Source organism: uncultured Algoriphagus sp., assembly GCF_963974835.1.
GTDB lineage: Bacteria > Bacteroidota > Bacteroidia > Cytophagales > Cyclobacteriaceae > Algoriphagus.
In genome coordinates, this window is record NZ_CAXBET010000001.1 from 793745 (window position 1) to 816586 (window position 22842).

The following is a 22842-nucleotide window of genomic DNA, read 5'->3' on the forward strand; positions in this document are numbered from 1 at the left end:
GATTTTATGGATTAAAGATTGTTTAGATTATTTGCTGTTTTGTCTTTTGAAAGAGTGAGGAAAACTCCTAAGAATAGGAATCTCGGAGCGACTTGGCCTTGAGGAATGAATTCAAATACACCTTGGGAATTCGTTTTTGGACTGTAGGTATATCCGAAGACATTGTCTCTGCCCAATACATTGGAGCAAGCCATATGAATAATGATGTTCGGCTTTGGTAAGTAGCTCCAAGACAAGCTTAGGTTTTGAAAGCTTTTGGTTTTGGAGTTCATTTCTGAGTCATCCAAGTTTGGGTTGGTATAGCTGTAGCCATCATTGAAGGCTAATGAGGCTCCGATCTGGGATTTGAGGGGAGCGATAAAATGCTTCATAACTGCAGAGATATTATGCTTTGGTGCGAAACTTGGCTGAACTTGGGTTTCATATTGATTGAAGCTTCTTTTGCTATCCACAAAGCTGTAGGTGATCCAGTAGTCCGTATTTCGGAAAGTCTCACGATCTCTGAAAAAGAAATCAATTCCTTTGGCGTAGCCAGATCCATCATTTTTTAATTCTTTTGGATCGTCAGGCAATCCTTCAAATGTTACCAGCTGATCGTATGATTTGTAAAATGTTTCTGCTCTGAATGTGAAGCCTTCTTTGGAAAACAGGTAGTTTAAAATCAAGTGATTTGATTCGGAATTTTCTAGATTGGTATTCAACACACGGAAGTTCTCAGCAGGCAATTGATGAAAGCTGCCAGCAGCGAAGGAAAGTTGACCTTTATCCGCTAACTGATAGGCTATAGAGAATCTTGGGTCCAACCATTTCTCACTAGATACTGAGCTTGCACCACCTCTCAAACCTCCCCTAAGAACGAGGTCCTTGTTCAGATAGAAATCCCACTCAGTAAAAAGATAAGTTTCACGATCATCAAAATCTCTTTTCCAACCTTCAGCAACCAGCTTTTCAGAATAGGGATGGATGAAATGCTCAACACCGAATTTTGCAGAAAGCCGATCGGAAAAGTCCTTGATGGCAGTTGCTTTTATATGAGCTAATTCACTCTTGCGCTCGATGATTAAGCTATCATAGGCGATCTTGTCAAAATTATTAGAATAGGATATTCCTGTAAAAATCATCCAGTCATTTTTCAATGTTGTTCTCCAATTTGCCTGAGCATAGCTGTAGTTATTTTTTAGATCCACCAAAACCCGCTTTTCAATTCCAGGAAGTGGCTGCCAGAGGCTCATTCCGCCTGACTCAGTTCTTGCCATTACTTTAAGCAGTCCATTTTCTCCGGTTTTCTTTTGTGCAGCGACTTCTACATCCCAGCCATTTGGAGCTTTTTCAAAATCAACATCTTGCTTGATCATTCCTTGGTATGGACCAAGATTGAAGTAGTTGGCACTTGCGGTGATGCTTTGCTTATCATTAGCAAGCGTATGAGAATACCCTCCGCCGATAGTCATCAAGCTTAGGTCTCCTTGGCTTCTTTTTGAGAGGTCTTTTGTATTTAAAGCTAGGGCTGAGGAAAGTGCCTGCCCGTATTCAGCTGAATAGCCTCCGGTGCTGAAGAATGTTCCTTTAAATAGGTTTGGGTTGAATCGGGTTCGGGTCGGTACATTTCCGGCAGTAGTTCCGTAGGCATTTCCTACCCGCATTCCATCTATGTAGATTCCCACTTCACTCGCATCTCCACCACGAACAAACAATCTCCCATCATTTCCCACGGTACTTGTGCCTGGAAGTGTCTGAAATGCCCCCATGATATCGCCCATCGCACTTGGAGTAGTCACGATGTCGAGAGGCTTAAGGATCACAGATTTGCTTGCATCGGAAGCTTCCATTGATCCGGCAGAGATAGTCACGGCGTTCATTTCGGTGATTGCCTCGATTAATTCGATCGGCTGAATTTCATTGGAACCTTGCGCAACAGTAATCGCAAGTTCTTCTGTTTTGAAGCCAAGAAATTTGAAAACCAAAACTTGAGCCTCCATTTCAGAAGTTTTGAACTGATAACTTCCATCTTGGTCACTAGTACCTCCGTCATAGCTTCCTTTGATCTGGATATTGGCTCCTGGCAGGGGTACACCTTTTTCATCGAGAACTTTTCCTTGGATAGTTGCTTGCGCAAAAGCCTGAGTTTGCAAAAGAAGAAAGGCGATAAAAAGTAGTAGTCGTGGATTCATTTCGATTCAGATTTGAATCAAAAGTGCACGTCATGTTATGTTGAAAAAATTAAAGCTGACTGAAGTGTAAGAATTGGCGACTGAAGTGTAAAAAAGGATAACTGGACAAAATCAGAGAATCTAAATCACTGTAAACGTTATACAGTAATCTCAATCCAATTTCCTTCTGGGTCTTCTATAACTGACTCAAAATATCCATCTCCTGTAGTTCTTGGTTCTCCGACGATAGTAATTCCTGCTATTCGAAATGCTTCAGTGAGCTCGAGAACTTTCTCCTTTGAACCTACTGAAATCGCAATATGTGCATAGCCTGATAATTTACCTCTTGGGCCCGAAGTGCCCTTTATATCTGCTCCTTTCATCAATTCAATTCTAGCGCCTGATGAAAAACTTAGAAAATATGAGCTAAAACCTTTGGTGTCATTTATATACTTTTCTCCGGCAGAGAGATTAAATGACTGACAGTACCAATCTTTCATTTGCTCCAGCTTGTCAACCCAAATTGCGAGATGTTCAATTTTCATATTTCTACATTTTTTACCATTCTCTGCCCACAGGAATTACTTTCCAATTTTGGTCGAAATAAGGAGTCTGCTTATAAAACCATGAATAGATTGTTCTTGGGGAATCTGCAAAGTCCGGATTCGAAGCTTTCTCTGCCTCAAATCGCTTCTTCAAATCCGCATCTTCTTCGAGCATTTTCGAAATCAGAGACTCCATAATGTAGGTTTCCATGTATTCAGTTTGAGCTAGAACAGAATTAAAATATCCCCATTGAAAAAAGCTATCTACTGACTCAGGCTCCATCAAAATGACGGATAATTCTCCAAGCGACTGTATAGTGCTGATTCTTGCGGAGCCTGGCTGGAGTATGATTTTTCTTTCAATTTTATCCAGATCGAAAGACTGCATACGCATCAATCCCTCGTAGGGTTGATTGACCATTTTGTAATCGCTAACTGTGGAAAACTCAAGAGTTAACTCTATTGGCTCCTCCAAAATCTCCATTTCTATTCCATGCAGTTCCATTTTTTTGATCACTTCAGACCATTCTGCAGGAATATAATAAGCTTTAGGTACAGCTACATTTTCTACGGGCCTATCCATCAAAATGCTGGGTACTTGCTGAATTATTTTCTTCCCTTCCCATACCACATATTCTCTCCCTGTAATTGGAGAAATCTCTTTTCTGGAAGCAATTCCCAAAAATTCCATAGAGTCTGCAGGAGTTTCTCTGAAAGCAAATTTAACTGTGACCTTTTCCGGATTCTGGTTTTTGTCAGCTTCGATAGCTTCTTTTAGCCTCTCGAAATGCGCTCCAACAGATTTTATTGCTTGCTCCAAAAATACGTAAGTCCCCAAAACACGTTGTTCAAAGGGCTTCAATGAATGATTTTCTATCAAAATGGAAGGAATATGCTTGATATCTCCATAGGTGTGAGAAAATCTCGGGCTGAAGGAAAACGCTATATTTCCTTCAGTAAAATCATTACCATTTGCCGCAAAAAGTAATGGACCAGGAATGTGTCCATGGTTTTTCAAAGCTTGATCAACTTCAGGCTGGAAAAAAGTGCCTAGCCAAGCGGAAATCTCAGGTGAATAGCCGCCTGTCGCTACATACCCGTACGTTACGTCATACTGATAATCCGCTCCGTCTGTCACATGAATATCAACATATAAGTCCGGATCATAACTGTTGATAACTTCTGCTACCGCCCGAATTCCCGCAGTCTCGAGTTTAGTGTAATCTCTATTAAGATTCAGGTTTACTGCATTAGTTCTCCACCCCATTTCTTTTGGTCCTCTCTGATTTACTCTGCCGAATTCGCTTCTTCTCTCGTGACCATCTACATTTAGAATGGGGATAAAAAGTAGATTTGCTATATCTAGGAGGTCCATTTTGTTGCCCTGACTTATATCTCTAAGTAGCATCATTCCCGCATCTTTTCCATCAATTTCACCTGCATGAATTCCAGCTTGAAACATAATTAGGGGTTTATCCGATGTTGATAACTGTTCGGGACTGCTATTATTTTCACTGGTGGCAATCACCATTTTAATTTCTCTTCCCTGTTCGCTTTTTCCAATTGGAATTAGTTCAAGATATTCAGATTCCTTTACCAAGTTCTCAATCCACTCCATAGTTTCGGCATAAGTTGGAGATTCCAATCCATCAGATAGTTCAAAAGGAGTTACCCATTTATGCGTTTTATCCACTATCAATTCCTTGCTTTTTCCATCCCATGGAAGAAGAGGAGGCATAATATCTTGGGCTAAAGTGATGATGGGAGAACCTAAACTTATGACCGTGAAAAGAAGATACTGTACAGATTTTTTCATAGGAAGTTATTTGCTCAAATATCGGAAGTACTTCTGAAGCGATAATGAAATTTTGGATAAACAGCGCTGTTGGAATGGGGAAAGAGATAATTGCAATTTGAAAAATCTTTATCACTCGAGCATTAAGTCTTAATTTTCGATTCCATGAAAAATTCGAATTTATAGTGTTTTCATAGTCTATGTTTATATCCCAAAATTGATAGTTCAATTCTCAAACTGTGGAATAATTACAAAAGTAAATAACTAACAACCCCTTCTAATTGTGCTTACAGAGGATTTTATTTTTTGGAATGGCGTTGGCGATCTTCAATTTGCTTCTGAACAGAAGCGACTTTCTCTTAGTAGGAAGTGAGTACCAACTTAACCACAAAAATCATGAGTTTATTAAAAGATGTAAAAGTAGCGATTCTTGCAACTAACGGATTTGAAGAATCGGAATTGATAGAGCCTCAGAGGGCATTGGAAAAAGAAGGAGCTGAAGTATATATTATTTCCCCGGAAAATGATCATATCAAAGGATGGAAACATGGTGAATGGAGTGAATCGATAAAGGTAGATGCCCGCGTAGATCAGGTCAGCGCAAAAGATTTTGATTCACTTGTACTTCCTGGTGGTGTAATTAATCCTGATCTATTGAGAAGGGATATGGCGTCTGTAGAATTTGTGAAGAGCTTCTTTGCTGATCACAAACCTGTGGCTGCAATCTGCCATGGTCCGCAAATGCTGATTGAGGCAGGAGTAGTAAATGGCCGAACTCTAACTTCATTTGAATCCATTAAAAAAGATCTCGAAAACGCTGGAGCTCACTGGATAGATGAGGATGTAGTCGTCGACAGTGGATTGGTGACCTCAAGGAGCCCGAAAGATTTAGCCGCTTTCAATAAGAAAATGGTTGAGGAATTCCGGGAGGGTAAACACTCCGGACAAACCGCATAAAGCTAAATCCCTGAATTATATCAAATTCAGGGATTTTTTTTCGCACAGTGCCTGAACATTATGGTATTTATTTTCCTCATTCTGTGCAATAAGTAATCATATCTAGAATTAGTTGGCTTATTCAAGGATTGGACTAAAGAGCCAATTGCTGTATGTTTTACAATGCTTAAACTAACATTTTTATCATGATCGATAATTTTTTCAATAAGTGGAATAGCGTATGCCATCAGTCAAACTAGAGTAAACTCCAACCAACTATTTCTCGGCTAAATAACTTTTACCATGAAAAATAACCTACCAATCTTTTTATCCCTCGGATTGGCTACCCTGTTCATCAATCCAATTTTCGGATATTCAGGTACATCGCTTGAATTCCAGGATACTGTTCCAAGATCGCAAGCAGTGAATGAAAGCCAAACTGTGACTGGATTGATATCCGACCAAGATGGCAATTTTCTTCCTGGAGCAACTGTGCAAATCAAAGGAACTGAAACAGGAACAGTGGCAGACGATAATGGAATCTATAAAATAGATATCCCAAGCTCTCAAAATGACCCAGTTCTTTTATTCTCTTTTCTAGGTTTTGCTACTAAAGAAGTAAAAGTCGGAGGACAAAGTGAAATCAACGTTACACTTGCAAATGAGGAATCAGAACTTGAAGAAGTTGTGGTGATCGGGTATGGCTCAGCCAGAAAAAGTGATCTGACGGGATCCGTGGCTCAAGTCAATACAGATGAAATCAATGCTTTCCCGACCACCAATGTATTGCAGGCCCTAAACGGTAGGGCTCCTGGAGTACAGGTGATCCAAAACAATGGAGCTCCAGGAGGAGGAGTTTCTGTTCGGATACGTGGGGCAAACTCCATACAAGGTGATAATGACCCACTCTATGTGATCGATGGATTCCCTTTTTCTGGAAACCCAACTAACCTTAATAATTCCGATATAGCTAGTATAGAGGTTTTAAAAGATGCTTCCGCAACAGCGATTTACGGTTCGAGAGGAGCAAATGGAGTTGTTCTAATCACCACAAAAAGCGGAAGATCCGAGCAGTCACAGGTAGAGTTTGACGCATACTATACTATGCAATCTCTGCGTAAGAAACTGAATCTGATGAATGGTCAGCAATATGCTCAATTGATGAATATTCAGGCGGAAAATGATGGATTAGCTCCATACTTTGATCAAGGCCAGATTAATAGCTTTGGGGAAGGAACAGATTGGCAAGACCAAGTATTTGAACAAGCACCGATTAAATCAACTTCTCTTAGCATTTCCGGAGGCGGAGAAAAAACGCAATTCTCTGTTGGTGGAAGTATTTTTGATCAAGATGGTATAATTAAAGGAAGTGATTACAGCCGCTATTCTCTCCGCTCCAATATTCACCACGATATAAGTGAAAAATTTAAAGTTGATTTTTCCAGTACGCTTTCAAAATTAACCACGGCCAGAAGAGATAGTGAAGGCGGGGCTCGAGGTAATTCCATGATCGGTGCTGCTTTGATGGCTTCTCCACTTTCATCTCCATTCGATCCAGACGGTTCGATTAATGTGCTTTCAGATGATTTCGCATTTATTTCACCGGATATTATCAACCCGATGAACTTTATCAATGAGCAATCTACTGTTATCAGTGCAAACGTAATTTTGGCTAACGCAGCAATCAGCTACAATCCTATCCCGGATATCACAATTAAAATTGCTGGTGGTATCGAAAATCGGGATGATAGAACAGATACCTATCAAACCCGGGATTTCATTAATAGTAATGGAAGTGCTAACATCACTACTAGCCAATACCTCAGCCGACTTAACGAAAACACGATTACTTACGAAAAGACGTTCAATGAAAAACATGTACTTTCTGTTTTGGCAGGATTTACTTACCAGGATTTCAAAACAACATTTTTAGCTGGTGGTGGATCTGGTTTCTTGAGTGACATTTTCGAAACTGACAATCTTGGCGCCGCTGATGTACCCGGAATTCCTACATCCGGCTATTCCAAATCCGTGTTGCTTTCCTATCTCGGAAGGGTAAATTATAGTTTTGACAATAAGTACTTGTTTACTGCCACGTTCAGATCTGATGGTTCTTCCCGATACAGTGAGGGGAACAAGTGGGGGTATTTTCCTTCAGGAGCTTTCGCATGGAAAGTCTCAGAGGAAAACTTTATGCAGGATCAGCAGGCTATATCAGATTTGAAAATCCGTGCAAGCTGGGGTAAAACCGGAAGCCAGGCTATCGATCCATATTCCACGCTCAATCGACTCTTTCCTGGATACACTCCATTTGAAAATGAACTTTACAGCTTCTTTGCTCCAGGGTCTACTTTGCCGGGTGATTTAAAATGGGAAACTACCGAGCAATTCGATATAGGACTTGACTTTGGGATCTTGCAAAACAGAGTCATTCTAGGAGCAGATTATTACCAAAAAACAACCAGTGATTTGCTAAGTACGGTTAGGCTTCCAAGCTCATTTGGCTATACCACTACAATTGCTAATGTTGGAGAAATTCAAAATAAGGGAGTTGAACTAAGCCTTGATGCACAGATTTTGGATAAGGAATTTAACTGGAACTTAAATGGAAATATCTCATTCAACCGAAACAAAGTAGTAAGTCTGAATGACGGAGAACCAATTCTGACAAACTTCATCAACGTAGTAACTGTGTCGGATAATTTCTCCATCATGGAAGAAGGCAGACCGCTTGGACAATTTTGGGGTTATCAAGAAGATGGCTACACAGAAGAAGGAGCCATTCGGTTTAGAGATCTGAATGGAGATGGGGAAATAAATGAAAGTGATAAAACCTATATAGGCGATCCAAACCCTGATTTCTTCTACGGAATCAATTCTAATATGACCTACAAAGGCTTCCAGCTGGATGTGTTTTTCCAAGGAACCAAAGGAAATGACATTTTAAATGTAAGTGCGATCAGCAGCACAATGGATTATGGACAGGGGTTGAATATGCCTGAGGAAGTTCTTCTGGATCATTGGACCCCACAAAATACAGATGCAAAATATCCTGCGATCAGCCGGGGGTCAGTGGCTAGAGTTTCAGATCGCTTCGTGGAAAATGGATCTTATTTCCGTATGAAAAACATCATGCTTGCATATAATTTTCCGATCAAGGAATCAAAGTTTATGCAAAGTCTTAGACTATATGTCAGCGGACAAAACCTCTTGACTATCACGGATTACTCTTGGTGGGATCCTGAAGTGAACAGTAAGGGAAGTGATAATCGTTTGGGTATAGATCACTTTAGTTATCCTATCCCCAAGTCATATACCATTGGTCTTAACGCAACTTTTTAAACCCAAAATCTAAATCCCATGAAAACGTTATCTAACTTTTCTATACTAAATTCCTTCAACTCTTCACTGAGAAATCCGAAATCTATCCTATTGGCATTTTGCTCTTTGCTGATGTTTACCGCTTGTGAATCCTTATTGGAAGAAGAGCCGCGTACTATTGTGACGGAAAATTTCTACCAAACCCGAGAGGACTTACAAGCTGCCGTAAATTCCATTTACTTTCCGCTCCGCATGGTGCGATCCGAACAGATTGCTGTACTAAGTGCGCACACAGATTGGGGATACGGAAGAGGAAGCCGCGCCCAATACAATGATTTCGTTGGGTTCAATCCTACCAATGTAAATGCAGCTGCATCCAGATGGAATAGCTTCTACCAAGGAATCCGCAATGCAAATTTGGTTATCAAAAACACACCGCTGGCAACAGAGGTAGCTGAGGAAGATCGCATGCAGTTTATCGCAGAGGCCAAATTCTTGCGTGCTTTGACCTATTTTGATTTGGTGAGAAATTGGGGAGGTGTACCGCTGAGAACAGATCTCAATGTGGATGAGGTAGATGTGCCAAAAGCTTCAGCAGATGAGATATATTCCTTAATCATTGCAGACTTGGCAGAAGCAGAGCTTGCCCTACCGGATGTTGCTAGCATAGCTGGAAGGCCAAGCAAAATGGCAGCGAAAACACTTCTAGCCGACGTCTATTTGCAGCTGGAAGATTATCAAAAGGCATCCACTTTAGCTTTAGAAGTAATGAATTCTGGATTGTTTTCTCTCGTTCCAATTAGTTCTGTAGCGGATATTCAGCAGAAAATATTTGGACCGGACTTGGTTTCTACTTCTGAAGAAATTTTTGCGTTGCAATTTGCAAGACAAACGGGGCAAGGAAATGGACTTCCGTGGATAATGAATCATCCTAGTACAGGACTATATAATTTTGGTGGAGCATATGCGCATTATGGTGATGCTACCAACCCATTTTATAAAGAATGGGAAGATGGGGATTTGCGAAAAGCGCTTTGGAAAGTGGTGGATTTTGGACTTGGAGATTCCACGCTTGTTAATGGAAAATACGTTGAGTCTCAGGCTCCCGATAATACAGGTGCGGGAAATAATCAGCCAATTTACCGTTATCCGGAATTGCTTCTGATTTACGCCGAAGCAGACGCGAGATTGAGCGGAGCTGTAAATCCTGAAGCCTTGGAAGCATTAAATATGGTTAGAAAAAGGGCATTTGGTCTTTCTCCAAATCAACCTAGCGAAATTGATTACTTGATCACAGACTTGAATGAATTTTTGGATGCGATCCTTCAGGAAAAAGCCTACGAAACACAGTTTGAAGGGAAGCGCTGGTTGGATCTTAAGCGTACGGGAAGAGCAGAGGAATTTGTGATGAAAAACAAAGGAATCATGATTTCCGAGAAACACTACCTATGGCCGATTCCTCTGGAAGAGCTGAATTTCAATAAGGCAATGGATCCTCAATCAGACCAAAATCCTGGTTACTAATAATAAAAGGCGATTTCTATAATGAAATCGCCTTTTATTATTATAAGGAAGCCTGACTCACCTTAAGAGTTAGCTATTGTACATGATCTCATAATATTCAGTTGCCATTCTATTACTTTCGAAGTTATCATGGACGTCCTTCATTCCTTGTTGTAGGATTTTTATCCAGGCATCTTTGTCTTTATAATAGGTGGGAACGATTTCCTTTTCCAATACATCGTAAATGTTTTGAAGGTCAAAATTATCCTGTTCTGGAATACTAAGATTGGGGTAATCTGCGGTGGGAACTATAAAGCTGTTTTTGCCATGCTCGGCAAATTCACAGATCCACCCGTCAAATGTGCTGAAGTTGATTGCTCCATTCATTGCGGCAGTCATTCCTGAAGTTCCACTCGCTTCTCTAGGCACTCTAGGATTATTAAGCCAAAGGTCTGCGGCTTGCTTCAAATGCAGGCTTAGAGTCAATTCATAACTGACGCAGACTGCCACATTTGGGTATTTTTTGCTTAGATGAACAAGTTGATTGAATGTGGAAATCGCTCCGTAATCCGAAGGATAAGGCTTTCCCGCCCAAATAATCTGAATAGGAAAGTCTTGGTCGGAGACTAAAGCTTCAAACCTTTGAATATCTCTTGTAATTAGATCTGGTCTTTTATATCCAGCAAATCTTCTGGCCCAGACGATAGTCAGCACATTTGGATTTAGCAATTGACCCGTCTGATCAGCGACTATTTCAAACGCCATTTTTTTCAAAGCATGTTTTCTATCTAAAAAAGCCTTCGTGTCATCTTCTTCCATCAGTTTGTAAAGAGGCTTATCTGCCCAATACTTATAGTTCTGAGAGTTGGTGATCGAGGTGATTTCAGGTATGTTATCGTACTTACTCCACATTTTTCGACTTACCTCCCCATGTAGCTTACTGACACCGTTGGCTTTTCTTGCAAAACGAAATGCCGCCAAACTATGGTTGAAAAGATCTCCTTCCATGCCTGTCAATTCCCTGACTTCTTCTAATGGAAAACCATTGAAATAGCCCATCTCGTCACATAAATAAATGTCGTGTTTCTCATTTCCAGCCTCCTCCGGCGTATGTGTAGTGAATACCAAGTGCTTTTTGACCTCATCCTTAGTCCCGAATTTTCTCATTAGATGAAATACGGCGCTGACCCCATGCGCTTCGTTGAGATGATATATCTCAGGATTAAAATTTAGTTCATCCAATAATTTGGCTCCCCCTAAGCCTAGCAAAATAAACTGGGCAATTTTTGCCGCAGTATCAGCATCATATAATCGGTGGGAAATTGTCTGGCTGAGGTAATCGTTTTCCGGCAAATCAGTACTAAGTAGAAAAAGCGGTGCACTTTTAAAAGTTTCCGGCGCCAGATACCATGCCTTTACCCAAACAGGATTATTATGGATAGTTATCTGGTATTTGATTCCAGTGTCCACAAGGAAGCTGTAGATTTTTTCGTACCACTCCGCTTTCATCGTTAGATCCTGGTTTCGGCTCTGGTCGTAATAACCAAACTTCCACAAAATTCCGATTCCAATTAGATTTTGTTTGAGTTCGAATGCCGAGCGTAGATGTGATCCTGACAAAAAGCCAAGTCCACCGCTGTAGATTTTGAGAGGCTGGTGCACTGCGAATTCCATGGAAAAATAGGCAACTGGCTTGCTAAAATCTGGATTGGTTTCGTAGGGAATTGTGTAATTAGAAAAGTCTGTCATTGTCTTGTGGTTAAGTATTCAATTTAATCGAAATCAAATGATTGGCCACAAAAAAGGAATTAGTGAATCACAAAGAATTTGACAGGGCTAACCCTAAAAATGAGCAATACATCAAACCAAATATCCATAGAGTCAAACTCTTTTTTATATGATTCCTCCAGGATTCTATAGACTGGTTAATCTTGAAAGCACATTTGAATAATAAGCGCGCAGGATCAATAGAATCCTGCGCTTAAAAGTTTTACTCTAAATTTGGTTACACTGGCAAAGCAGCTAAACCATTTCCATCCGGTTTATTTTTTAGCATTGGTGTATCATTTAAAATCATAGTAGCTCCAGTCTCCGAAGTGTAAGCGGTCCAATTTGGTAGAGCTCCTGCGTTTGGATTTCCTGTCCTCATGAAGGCTAAAAGTGAAGTGGACATTTTCTCAGAGAGCTTCCTTGGCCTATCTCCTCCACCGGTATGTGTGTACATCCTATCGGTGTTGTCAAACCAGAAGCAGATGTCTATACAATGAAATGCTTTCATTCTTCCCGAGTACAATTCAGGCTCCCAACCAAACCAAGCAAGATAAACAGGTGCTTTCTGAGTGGATTTAGCATTTGCGGTGTTTATAGCGCCCCTTCTATTGGATAAAATCATTGCCCAAATATCTGCTGGAGATGCATCTGGGAAATCTTTTCTGTAGGCAGCGATAATTTTCCCAGTATCTGCGCCATAGTTGGAAGTTAGCTTTTCCGCTACTCCTTCCCATTCTATCTTTTCCAACTCAGGTGCTGTCCGGGTAGGATTCCACTCATGGAAAGTGGTGCAGATCATCATAGGAATATCTGATGCAAGTCCATTAGGGTCAGAGAAAAACTCTCCTTTTGGAATATTTACTCCATCAGCCACAGGACCAAATCCACCTCTGAAACCTGGGGTCGGATGATCTTTCCGCATCTTTTCCAAAGCTCTGTTAGCACAGTCTATGTATTCTCTCCAGCTTAAGTCCTGAAGTTTATCTACATTATCTGCTGTCAAACCTGCTTCTTTTAATACATATTCCCCAAGAGTTCTGGAATACTCCTGGTCGTTGGCCACGAGCATAGAGCCACTCAAAGGAACACCTTTATGCACTAAACCCTTTGCTGCTGGCATGGACATAGTTGCTGTAACTTTTGCACCACCACCGGATTGGCCCATGATCGTCACATTAGTAGGATCACCACCAAAATTTGCGATGTTGTCCCGAACCCATTCCAAAGAAGCGATAATATCCAGCTGGCTTACATTTCCGGAATGAGCATATTTAGATCCACCTACACCGGAAAGATCTGTGAAACCAATTGGGCCAAGTCTATGGTTGATGGACACAAAAACGATGTCTCCGTTTTTGCTGATATTTTCTCCATGATATCCGTCTTGCTCGATGCCATTTCCATTGGTAAATCCACCTCCATGTAGCCAAACAAGCACAGGTCTCTTATTGGTGTCCAAAGCTGGAGTCCAAACATTCAGTTTCAAACAATCTTCGCTTACATCATCGTAATTCCAATGATCCGCAAAGGAATAATCCGGACTTGCATAGCGATTATCCATGATTTGCGGAGCAGTATTTCCCCACCAAATTGTTGGCTTTACATTGTCCCACTTTTCAGGTTTTTGCGGAGGCATAAAACGGTTTTTTCCGGAAGTATCTGCACCGTAAGGCACACCTAGAAAAGTATATACGTCATTGAGGATGTATCCTCTTACTTTTCCAGAATCGGTGCTGGCAATTGCAATGTCATCTCCAATTTGAAGAAATTGGCCGCTGCCAGTTTGTTTTGCAATTGGATTTGCATGAGTGGAAAATGGAACGCTAGCAGCTAGTCCAATGCCGGCGGTGCCCACGCCAACTTTCTTGAAGAATTCGCGTCTATGGTTTTTCATGATTTTGGGTTATTGGTAAATGTTTGATGTTGAGTAAAATATAGCAATTGCCAATTTTAGCAAAGAAGCCAGTTGAATTTAATTTCAGATAAATTACTTGAATGGATTCATATTGTTTCAATATGAATAAATAATAAATAAAAAAGAAGTGAACCGCTTTACAGGTGAATATTCCCAGGTATTTTTTTACTTCTATTCTTAAGGCGAGCTGAAGGTAAAAAGTTTGAGTAAATGGGATATTCAATACATACTGTAATAATTCTTTTTCATCAGCGAATCGAACTTCGCTTCGCTGGTCGTTTCCTGATTCAGTCGCCAGGATATTGGAATATTTTTTTAATTCTTAAAGAAATTTGAACAATTTCGCTTATCAGGGATTTACTCAATATGAAGAAAAAACATCCCGATAAGAGAATGCCTTTGATGAGTTGGGATATCAGCAATCCTGCTTATGGACTTAGGACAAAAAAAATGGAGGAGTTGCAAGCTCTTGTGCAACTATCAGAATTAAATGGCTGGCAAGTAAACCTCAAGGAAGAGTTGGCAGTTGGGTACGAGGCATTAGTCTTGACAGGCTTTGATCAGGTGATTCTATGGGTGAATCAGGGCTTCCAGGCGATGACTGGATACTCTTCAAAATTTGCTTTGGGTAAAAGGCCGAGCTTTCTTCAAGGAGATAAAACTTCCATAAAAGCAAAGTCAAGAATTCAAAAAAACTTGAGTATGGGAAAACGTCTGACCGAAAATATTACAAACTATCGTAGTAATGGCGAAGAATACATCTGCCAAATTTCCATTATTCCCTTGTTCAATTCGAATCAAAATATTACGCATTTCTTAGCCCTAGAGACAGAAGTACGATGAGTGAAGTGTTTATTTTCTCCTTTGAGCTAAGACCCAATTCGCAATAAATTTCTAATTGCTGTTTCCTGAGAAGAATCTTCCAGCATAATCATTAGATTGTCTCCTTCCATCAATTGGGTGTGGCCATTAGGAGTGATGAATTTTCTGTCACGTTTGACCACCACCACCAATGAGCTGGCAGGAAAACCTACTTCCAGAATTTTTTTACCATTGGCCACGCTGTCTTTTTCCAGTCGAATTTCCATTACGGCATTTTTGAAATCATCTGATAGTTCCAAATCTAAGAGTGTCTTTCGCTTAAGTTCTGCTGGAAGTGCAAGTCCTAATAACTTGGCGGCCAAAGGAAGCGTGGGAGCCTGAATTGCTACTGAGGTAAGAACAATAAAGAACACAATGTGGAAGATCGTCCAAGACATCTCTATTCCTGCGATTAGCGGAAGTGTGGCAAATACAATCGGAACAGCTCCACGCAATCCGACCCAGGAAATAAATGTTTTTTCTTTAAGGCTAAATTTGAAAAAGGAAAGTGCGAAGAAAACGCCTAATGGCCTGGCAATAAATATCAAAAACATTGCAGCACCTAAAGCGATACCAGCAACTGGGAAAAGCTGTTTTGGAAACACTAGAAGCCCAAGTGTAATAAACATCACAACTTGCATCAACCAAGCCACCCCATCAAAAAACTTCATCAGACTTTTCTTATGGGCCATGTTTGCATTGCCTACCGTGATCGCAGCGATGTAAACTGCAAGAAATCCGTTGCCTTTGGCAAGGTCCACTACGGTGTAGGTGATCAACACCATGGCCAGCAGCATCACCGGATATAATCCTTCAAAGTCCAGCTTAACTTTATTGATAAGTAATACAATCGCTCGTCCAAATAACCATCCAAACAATCCACCAACAGCCATTTGGATCAGAAATAGCGGTATAATTTCCCAGACAGAATTTGTTTCCAAGGTGATGAAACCTAGAATAGAAATAGTTAGGAAATAAGCCATCGGATCATTACTTCCACTTTCCAGTTCTAGTAGCGGACGAATATTTCCTTTCAGCCCAAGACTTTTCGCACGTAATACAGAAAATACCGCTGCGGCATCGGTGGAGGACACTATTGCTCCGAGAAGCATACTTTCCAAAAGAGATAAATCTGTAATCCAATAAACAAAGCCACCTAGAGACATACTGGTCAACAATACTCCAATGGTGGACAGTGAAACTCCCGCCCATACAACAGGCTTGATGCTTGGCCACTTGGTATCCATACCTCCCGAGAAAAGGATATAGGTCAGTGCGATAATTCCAAGTAGCTGAGTGATCGCTGGGCTGTCAAATTTTATTCCCCCGATGCCATCGGAACCCGCAAGCATTCCCACTCCTAAGAAAATCAACAGCAGTGGTACGCCTGTTTTTCCGGAGGTTCGACTGGCTAAAACTCCGGCTAAAAGTAGAAGAGAACTGATTAAAAGTATGTTTTGGGCGGTAAAGACCATAAAGGAATTGGTAGATTGGTAAAACTTGGCACGTATGGCAATTCATAAAAGTTATACTTACCTAATGAAAATTGCCGGAAATGTTTGATTCGTATGGACCGGAGGAGTTATATAATGGAAAAACCGACCCTTTTTAAGTGGCCGGTCTTTATTGTATATTCTTAATTCTTGAATCTAATCTCTTGGCTCTAACTTACTGTCCTACCATAAAGATAGCATTGCTTAAAACTAATTTACCAGCTTCCCAGAATCCTCTGAAAATCGGATCATCTACAAAGTAAACGATCTCACCCCGTCCGGCATTTTCAACACCGATTGCCATTGATTGACCCATCGAAGATTTGATTTTGTATCCAATGTAGCCTGTACGATGGGCTTCATTTGAAGAGATGACACCTGCGTTCACACCATTATTCAAGTAGGCATATCGACTGGAATTGTTTTTCAAGGTATAATATTTTCCACCAGTGCCATAGCCCAATGGATGGGTGACATCCATATCCACTTGATAGATGGCGCCAGCTGCTCCTCCCGAGATCGCCACACGCTCACCTTCTTGGTAAGGAGCTAGACGCTCAGCTTTCGCCAGTGAATCAGCGACTTTTTCAGCGGCCTTTTTGTCATCTTCCGAGTCATAAGTCTTCAATGAAAAGCCTTCTTTATTGGCAAACATACTTAGGGCTCCGTCGATGGCAATCAGTTTTCCGCCTCCGCGTACCCATTCCATTAGGCTCTTCTGAGAAGATTCAGTAAGCGCACTTCCACGGGTAGATGGCATGATGATTACATCGTATTTATTAAGATCATAGCGAGACATATTTCCAGTTTCCAAATTGGATAATGGATAGTTCAGCTCCTGCTCAAAGAAATGCCAGATAGCTCCATAGTTCAGGGAATTGGTGCCTTCTCCACCGATTAGTGCTACTTTTGGAGCTTGCAGAATGCGGATATTTGGCGAGCCAAAATCTTTTCCTTTATCCACGTATCCGCTCATGGTGGTGGCGAGGGTCACACCAAACTTATTGGCTATCTCTACCATCTTCTGGTCAAAATTAGGAACATATTCATTTCCCCCTTTGGTGATCATCAGTGATCCAGCAGGGAAACTCTTTCCTTCCACTTCGAAATCAAATTCATTAAATTTTACCCGAATGCCAGCATTTAAAAGAGCAGATAAAAAAGCTACGTCACGGGTTCCTTGCCAAGCTGCAATGTACGCAACCGGAGTTTTGCCTACTTGATTTTCAGTGAAAGATGGTTTCTCATAGGCTGATTCCGCTTCAAGCTTAGTTTCTACAGCAAAAGCATCCAATCCATATGCATATGGCATAGACCAGCTTGTAATATCATAGGTGATACTGTCATGAAGGGCAGGATTTGGTTCAAAAAGCACCTGAGTTAGAACAGATTTTGGCTGGTGGGCACTGATGATTATATCCTGGTCAGAGATGGCAAAGGATTCAGTTTTTCCTGTTCCATAGGAAAATCCTTTCAATCCGGATTTAGAAGCCGCTTTTGCATAGCGAATCCCATTTTTGTCGAGTAATTCCAGCAACTTGGCTACCTGCGCAGGATTGCTTTCACCTTTGATGATAAAACTTTTGTACTGCCCTTTAGGGTTAGTTGAATTGTCTTTATAGAATTTTTCAAACTCAGAAAGTAAGCGATCAGCATTTTTACTAGTCACTTCCGCCGCAGACATTGCCGCAGTGTAGTGTCCTTCTATTCTATAGCTCAAGGTCACCGTATCTCCAACTGCATCAAATCCACCAATACCAGCCTGACCACCGCCACCTTGCTCGATAGTCATTCCGATAGCTCCATTAAACATCGGGTAAGAGTCACCATAAGAAGGATAAAGCAAATCGAAGCGCTCTTTGGTGAAGTAAAATCTTCCTGCCTCATCAAAGTACTTGGCAGTATTTCTACCAAAAATATCCTGAAACTCAAGTTGAAATGGACTCAGCTGCTCATGAAGAGGCTCAGCTGCGGGTGCCATATAAAATGGATTGTTGATGCCTTGCTCATGAAAATCCAAATGTAGCTGCGGCATCCATTGCTGATATACTTTCATTCTTGCCTGAGACTCCACTTGCACTTGCCATGCCCAATCACGGTTCAGGTCGAATAGATAGTGGTTTGCACGTCCACCAGGCCAAGGTTCATTGTGCTCTACGGATTGCAAATCTGGCTGAAGCGTAGTGTTCATTTTCTGGTTGTACCAGTTTGCGTAGCGGTCACGACCATCTGGGTTGATAGCAGGATCGATGATCACAATTTGATTTTTTAGCCAATCCTGAGAAGTCGCATTAGCAGGATTTGCTAGTGTATAAAAGGATGAAATAGCAGCTTCCATTCCCACAGATTCATTTCCGTGGACATTGAAGGACATCCAGTTGATCGGAACAGAAGTAGTAGAAGAGCCTTCCATCAGACCAGCTCTTTTCAGATTATCTGTACGTATTTGTTCCAGATTTGACATGTTTTCGGAGCTGGAAAGTATTGCAATTATCAGTGGACGTTTCTCATTGGTCTCGCCATATTGGATGAGTTTAACATTTGGATTATTCGCAGCGACATGCTCGAAGTAATCGACCATACGGTGATGGGGAGTAAATCGATCTCCGGGCTTATAGCCCAAAAACTGCTCTGGAGTTTGGATCTGTGCCCAAGAGCTGATGGTGATCGAAAAAACGAATAGTGATAAGAGTAAGAGTTTTTTCATAGGGGGTGGTGTAAATGCTATCCTGAAAGTTATAAGGAATTGTGATTTGCATTGACACCGATTAAAAAAAAGCTCATACATCTTAAATGAGTGATAGACTAGTACGGCGTATTTAATTAACACTCTTTGCTGTATACGATGGAATCGTAACTAGCAGACTCGAAGAGATTTATCCGATATCTGAAAAGTGAGTCCTGCGGAATTGGGGAAGATTTTAAGAAGATGAATAATTTTCTAGGATTCCCATATGGTCTAAGCCTCGAATTGAGGTCTTCGGCTATCCTCAGAAGCACTATTTTTACTACAGCTTTTCCGCATGGAAACTGTTGACTACTGAATTAAAAACCGGTTGTGCTTTTTCGAATTGTGCCGCCGGAGATGACACAGTTATTTTAAAGGTTTGGTTGAGCTTTTCGTACATGTAATAAATACCCACTTGGTCTCCATTTTTACCATGTTGAAACTTCACCCAGTTAGCAAAAGTATCATCGATCGTAGAGCTTCCGGTTTCCTGTGGTTTTAAATTTGAAAACTCCTCAGGTAAAACATATTTTAAATCAAAAAGAAAATTTTCTTCTAGAGATTGTGCACCTATTGCTTCAAAATTTCCAGATCCCTGAGCGCTCTCTAGGTAAGTCATGGATATAACTGTGTTATCAATGCTATTGGATATAATCTTATAATCATACCCGTCGTCTTTTACCTCCCAGCCTTGTGGCAAAACATAGCTAAATTTAATTTCGGGATCTTTTACCTCGACTCTTTTTTGTGCCGAAGAAATCATTGGAATGACAGACAAAATAAAGAAAACTAGCAAACGGTGGATCATAGTGTCTTTTGAGTTAGATACTTACACATCTGAATTTATTAGTGCTGGGTATTAATATATCCATCAAGTGTACCTTTCCAAAATAATTGACCGCAACTTTAAGGATAATTAAGAAATTAGATTACAAAGGAGTTGGGCACTTTTGAAGTAATCTAATTGAATATTTACACAAAAGCCTCCTTCAGATACTTAGCAGTATAATTGTTTTCTTCCTTCATCATGTATTCCGGCGTTCCTGTGAAAGTCAAATAACCTCCCTTGTTTCCCCCTTCCGGACCTAAGTCAATTACCCAATCAGCCGATTTGATTACCTCGGTGTTATGCTCGATGATGATGACCGAATGACCTTGGTCGATTAGTGCATTGATAGAGTGGAGGAGTTTTTTGATGTCGTGGAAATGTAGTCCTGTCGTCGGTTCATCGAAGATAAAGAGAATGTGATCGCTTTGCTTGGTGCCTCCTTTTCCTAGGAAGGAAGCGAGTTTCACTCTTTGAGCCTCACCTCCAGAGAGTGTATTGGAGCTTTGTCCCATCCCAATATATCCCAAGCCTACTTCCTGAAGCGGTTGAAGTTTATTGATGATCTGAGTTTTACCCTTGAAGAAGTCCAAAGCCTCATCTATGGTCATATTCAATACATCAGATATGTCTTTCTCCTTGTATTTGACATCCAGTATTTCATTCTTAAACCGCTTGCCTTTGCAGGACTCGCAGGTCAAGGTGATATCCGCCATGAACTGCATTTCTACAGTAGTGATACCCTCGCCGGCGCAGTTTTCGCAGCGACCTCCATCGACATTGAAGGAGAAGAAAGCTGGTTTATATCCGCGTTGCTTGGAAATAGTCTGCTCTGAGAATAGCATTCTGATCGCATCGTAAGCCTTCACGTAGGTAACTGGATTTGAGCGGGAAGACTTCCCAATTGGGTTTTGATCAACGAACTCTACTTGAGTTATCGACTTGAAATCTCCTTCTATCTTATCGTATTTACCAGATTCGTCGATGACTGTACCCAACATTTTACCTAGGGCAGGGTAAAGAACTTTCTTGATTAGGGTAGACTTGCCCGAACCGGAAACACCTGTTATACAGGTGAGTGTATTAAGTGGGAATTTGACTGAAATATTTTTTAGGTTGTTCTCTCTAGCTCCTTTTACCAAGATGGAATCTTTCCATTTTCTATTGCCATCCTTTTGGAAAATTTGCTCCTCACCACGAAGGTACTTGGCTGTGTGAGTTTGGGCTGAAGTCATGAGCTCCTCGATGCTGCCCTGAAAAAGTAATTCTCCACCGTGAACCCCAGCATCCGGGCCGATGTCAATAATTTGATCTGCCGCCTTCATCACTTTTTCCTCATGCTCCACCACAATGACAGTATTTCCCATGTCCCGAAGGGATTTCAGCACACCAACCAGTCTATCTGTATCCCTTGGGTGAAGCCCAATGCTTGGTTCATCCAAAATATACATGGATCCCACTAGTGCAGAACCTAAAGATGTAGCCAATTTGATTCGCTGAAATTCACCTCCGGAAAGCGAGGAAGTAAGCCTATTCAACGTCAAATAACCCAACCCAACCTGATCCATGTATTCCAATCGACTTTGGATTTCTTTTAATAATCGGTTGGCGATCTTAGCCTGATGTGGAGGAAGATCTAGATTATTGAAAAATGGCAATGCCTCATCTATTGGCATCAATACAATATCGATAATGGATTTGTCGGCGATTTTGACATAAGAAGCATCTTTGCGCAAGCGTGTGCCTTTGCAATCCGGACAAGTGGTACGGCCACGGAAGCGGGAAAGCATAACCCGGTATTGGATTTTATGGGTTTTGGTTTCCAGGTCTTTGAAGAAAGCATCTAGCCCTTTGAAGTATTTATTTCCTGTCCAAAGAAGAGCTTTTTCCTTTTCGTTCAGGTCTTCATATGCGCGATGTATTGGGAAATCAAACTCAATTCCTTTTTTCAAAAGTGGCTCCACCCAAGCTTTGGAAGACTCACCGCGCCAAGGAGCAATCGCACCTTCGTAGACAGAAAGATCTTTCTCAGGAATTACCAAGTCTGGATCAATGCCCAGCACATTACCAAAACCTTCGCAAGTTCGGCAAGCTCCAAAGGGATTGTTAAAAGAGAAAAAGTTTACTGAAGGAAGCTCGAATTGCATTCCATCGAGCTCAAATCTATCTGAAAAGCTTTTGGTCTCCTTACCAGGGATAGTCACTTTACAATCTCCGTGACCTTCAAAAAGTGCTGTCTGCACAGAATCGGCAATTCGGAACTGATTATCCTCATCTTCTTTTTGCACTGACACACGGTCGATCAAGATCTCATATTCTCCTTTTTGGATTTTTTTTTCCTGAAGCAAATCTTCTACATAATAGGCTTCATCATCGATCAAAATTCGAGTGTAGCCTTTTTGTAAAAGCAATTCCAGCTCTTGGTTAATTTTTCTTCCGCGCTCCACTTGTAGCGGACATGAAATCATGACTTTGGATCCCTCGTCAAAAGACTGAATATAATCCACGATGTCTGTGACGGTATGATGCTTCACTTCCTTGCCAGAAATTGGGGAGATCGTCTTACCTATTCTGGAGTAAAGTAATTTCAGGTAATCATAAATCTCCGTAGTTGTTCCGACGGTGGATCTTGGATTTTTGGTGTTGACTTTTTGCTGGATTGCGATGGCTGGAGCCACGCCCTTTATGTATTCTACATCAGGTTTTTCCATCCTGCCAAGGAATTGGCGAGCATAGGAACTAAGGCTTTCCACATACATGCGTTGTCCTTCGGCGAAAAGTGTATCAAATGCTAAAGAGGACTTACCAGAACCTGAAAGTCCGGTAACTACCACAAATTTATTTCTTGGAATCGCAACGCTCAGACTTTTTAGGTTATTCACCCGGGCGTTTTTGATGATGATGAATTCTTTGGGATCGAGTGAGTCGATATCTGTTTTAGCGGGTAAAGTGCTCAAAGTCATAGCTGGCAAAGTTACAAAACCAACAGTCAAAGTCAG

13 protein-coding genes are annotated in these 22842 nt (G+C 41.1%); 4 read left to right on the forward strand and 9 right to left on the reverse strand.

Annotated elements, in window-relative coordinates; all coding sequences use genetic code 11:
* Positions 1 to 11 precede the first annotated feature (11 nt).
* The 3 genes from AACZ73_RS03610 to AACZ73_RS03620 form a co-directional block, all read right to left on the reverse strand.
* Positions 12 to 2171 carry a TonB-dependent receptor gene (locus AACZ73_RS03610; RefSeq protein WP_339875487.1) on the reverse strand — a complete coding sequence of 720 codons (2160 nt, stop codon included), beginning with the start codon at positions 2169 to 2171 and terminating at the stop codon, positions 12 to 14.
* Positions 2172 to 2308: 137 nt separating this feature from the next.
* Positions 2309 to 2695: a VOC family protein gene (locus AACZ73_RS03615; RefSeq protein ID WP_339875489.1), complete on the reverse strand. Its 387-nt coding sequence runs from the start codon at positions 2693 to 2695 to the stop codon at positions 2309 to 2311.
* A gap of 13 nt (positions 2696 to 2708) precedes the next feature.
* Positions 2709 to 4511, reverse strand: a complete 1803-nt coding sequence (locus tag AACZ73_RS03620; protein WP_339875491.1) for a M14 family metallopeptidase — start codon at positions 4509 to 4511, stop codon at positions 2709 to 2711.
* 375 nt (positions 4512 to 4886) lie between these two features.
* Here AACZ73_RS03620 and AACZ73_RS03625 point away from each other — a divergent pair, with 375 nt between their 5' ends.
* The 3 genes from AACZ73_RS03625 (at position 4887) to AACZ73_RS03635 (ending at position 10271) form a co-directional block, all read left to right on the forward strand.
* Positions 4887 to 5447 carry a type 1 glutamine amidotransferase domain-containing protein gene (locus AACZ73_RS03625; protein WP_339875493.1) on the forward strand — a complete coding sequence of 187 codons (561 nt, stop codon included), beginning with the start codon at positions 4887 to 4889 and terminating at the stop codon, positions 5445 to 5447.
* Between the two features lie 282 nt (positions 5448 to 5729).
* Positions 5730 to 8768, forward strand: coding sequence for a TonB-dependent receptor (locus AACZ73_RS03630; RefSeq protein WP_339875495.1), 3039 nt, complete (start codon positions 5730 to 5732; stop codon positions 8766 to 8768).
* A gap of 18 nt (positions 8769 to 8786) precedes the next feature.
* A complete protein-coding gene (locus tag AACZ73_RS03635) occupies positions 8787 to 10271 on the forward strand; it encodes a RagB/SusD family nutrient uptake outer membrane protein (RefSeq protein ID WP_339875497.1) in 1485 nt (494 codons plus the stop codon).
* Positions 10272 to 10340: 69 nt separating this feature from the next.
* On the opposite strand, the gene glgP is transcribed toward AACZ73_RS03635, so the two are convergent.
* Together glgP and AACZ73_RS03645 are read right to left on the reverse strand one after the other, a co-directional pair.
* Positions 10341 to 11999 (reverse strand): alpha-glucan family phosphorylase, encoded by a 1659-nt coding sequence (gene glgP, locus AACZ73_RS03640; RefSeq protein ID WP_339875498.1) that lies wholly within the window; start codon positions 11997 to 11999, stop codon positions 10341 to 10343.
* A gap of 256 nt (positions 12000 to 12255) precedes the next feature.
* Positions 12256 to 13914, reverse strand: coding sequence for a carboxylesterase family protein (locus tag AACZ73_RS03645; RefSeq protein ID WP_339875500.1), 1659 nt, complete (start codon positions 13912 to 13914; stop codon positions 12256 to 12258).
* A gap of 387 nt (positions 13915 to 14301) precedes the next feature.
* Here AACZ73_RS03645 and AACZ73_RS03650 point away from each other — a divergent pair, with 387 nt between their 5' ends.
* The gene (locus tag AACZ73_RS03650) at positions 14302 to 14778 is read left to right on the forward strand and encodes a PAS domain-containing protein (RefSeq protein WP_339875502.1); all 477 of its coding nucleotides are present in this window, start codon (positions 14302 to 14304) and stop codon (positions 14776 to 14778) included.
* A gap of 26 nt (positions 14779 to 14804) precedes the next feature.
* On the opposite strand, the gene AACZ73_RS03655 is transcribed toward AACZ73_RS03650, so the two are convergent.
* The 4 genes from AACZ73_RS03655 to uvrA all read right to left on the reverse strand — a co-directional run bounded on the left by AACZ73_RS03655 (position 14805) and on the right by uvrA (position 22806).
* Positions 14805 to 16271: a potassium/proton antiporter gene (locus AACZ73_RS03655; RefSeq protein WP_339875503.1), complete on the reverse strand. Its 1467-nt coding sequence runs from the start codon at positions 16269 to 16271 to the stop codon at positions 14805 to 14807.
* A gap of 193 nt (positions 16272 to 16464) precedes the next feature.
* Positions 16465 to 18996: a M14 family zinc carboxypeptidase gene (locus AACZ73_RS03660; protein ID WP_339875504.1), complete on the reverse strand. Its 2532-nt coding sequence runs from the start codon at positions 18994 to 18996 to the stop codon at positions 16465 to 16467.
* A gap of 301 nt (positions 18997 to 19297) precedes the next feature.
* Positions 19298 to 19825, reverse strand: coding sequence for a hypothetical protein (locus tag AACZ73_RS03665; RefSeq protein ID WP_339875506.1), 528 nt, complete (start codon positions 19823 to 19825; stop codon positions 19298 to 19300).
* 164 nt (positions 19826 to 19989) lie between these two features.
* Positions 19990 to 22806 (reverse strand): excinuclease ABC subunit UvrA, encoded by a 2817-nt coding sequence (uvrA, locus tag AACZ73_RS03670; protein WP_339875508.1) that lies wholly within the window; start codon positions 22804 to 22806, stop codon positions 19990 to 19992.
* Positions 22807 to 22842 lie beyond the last annotated feature (36 nt).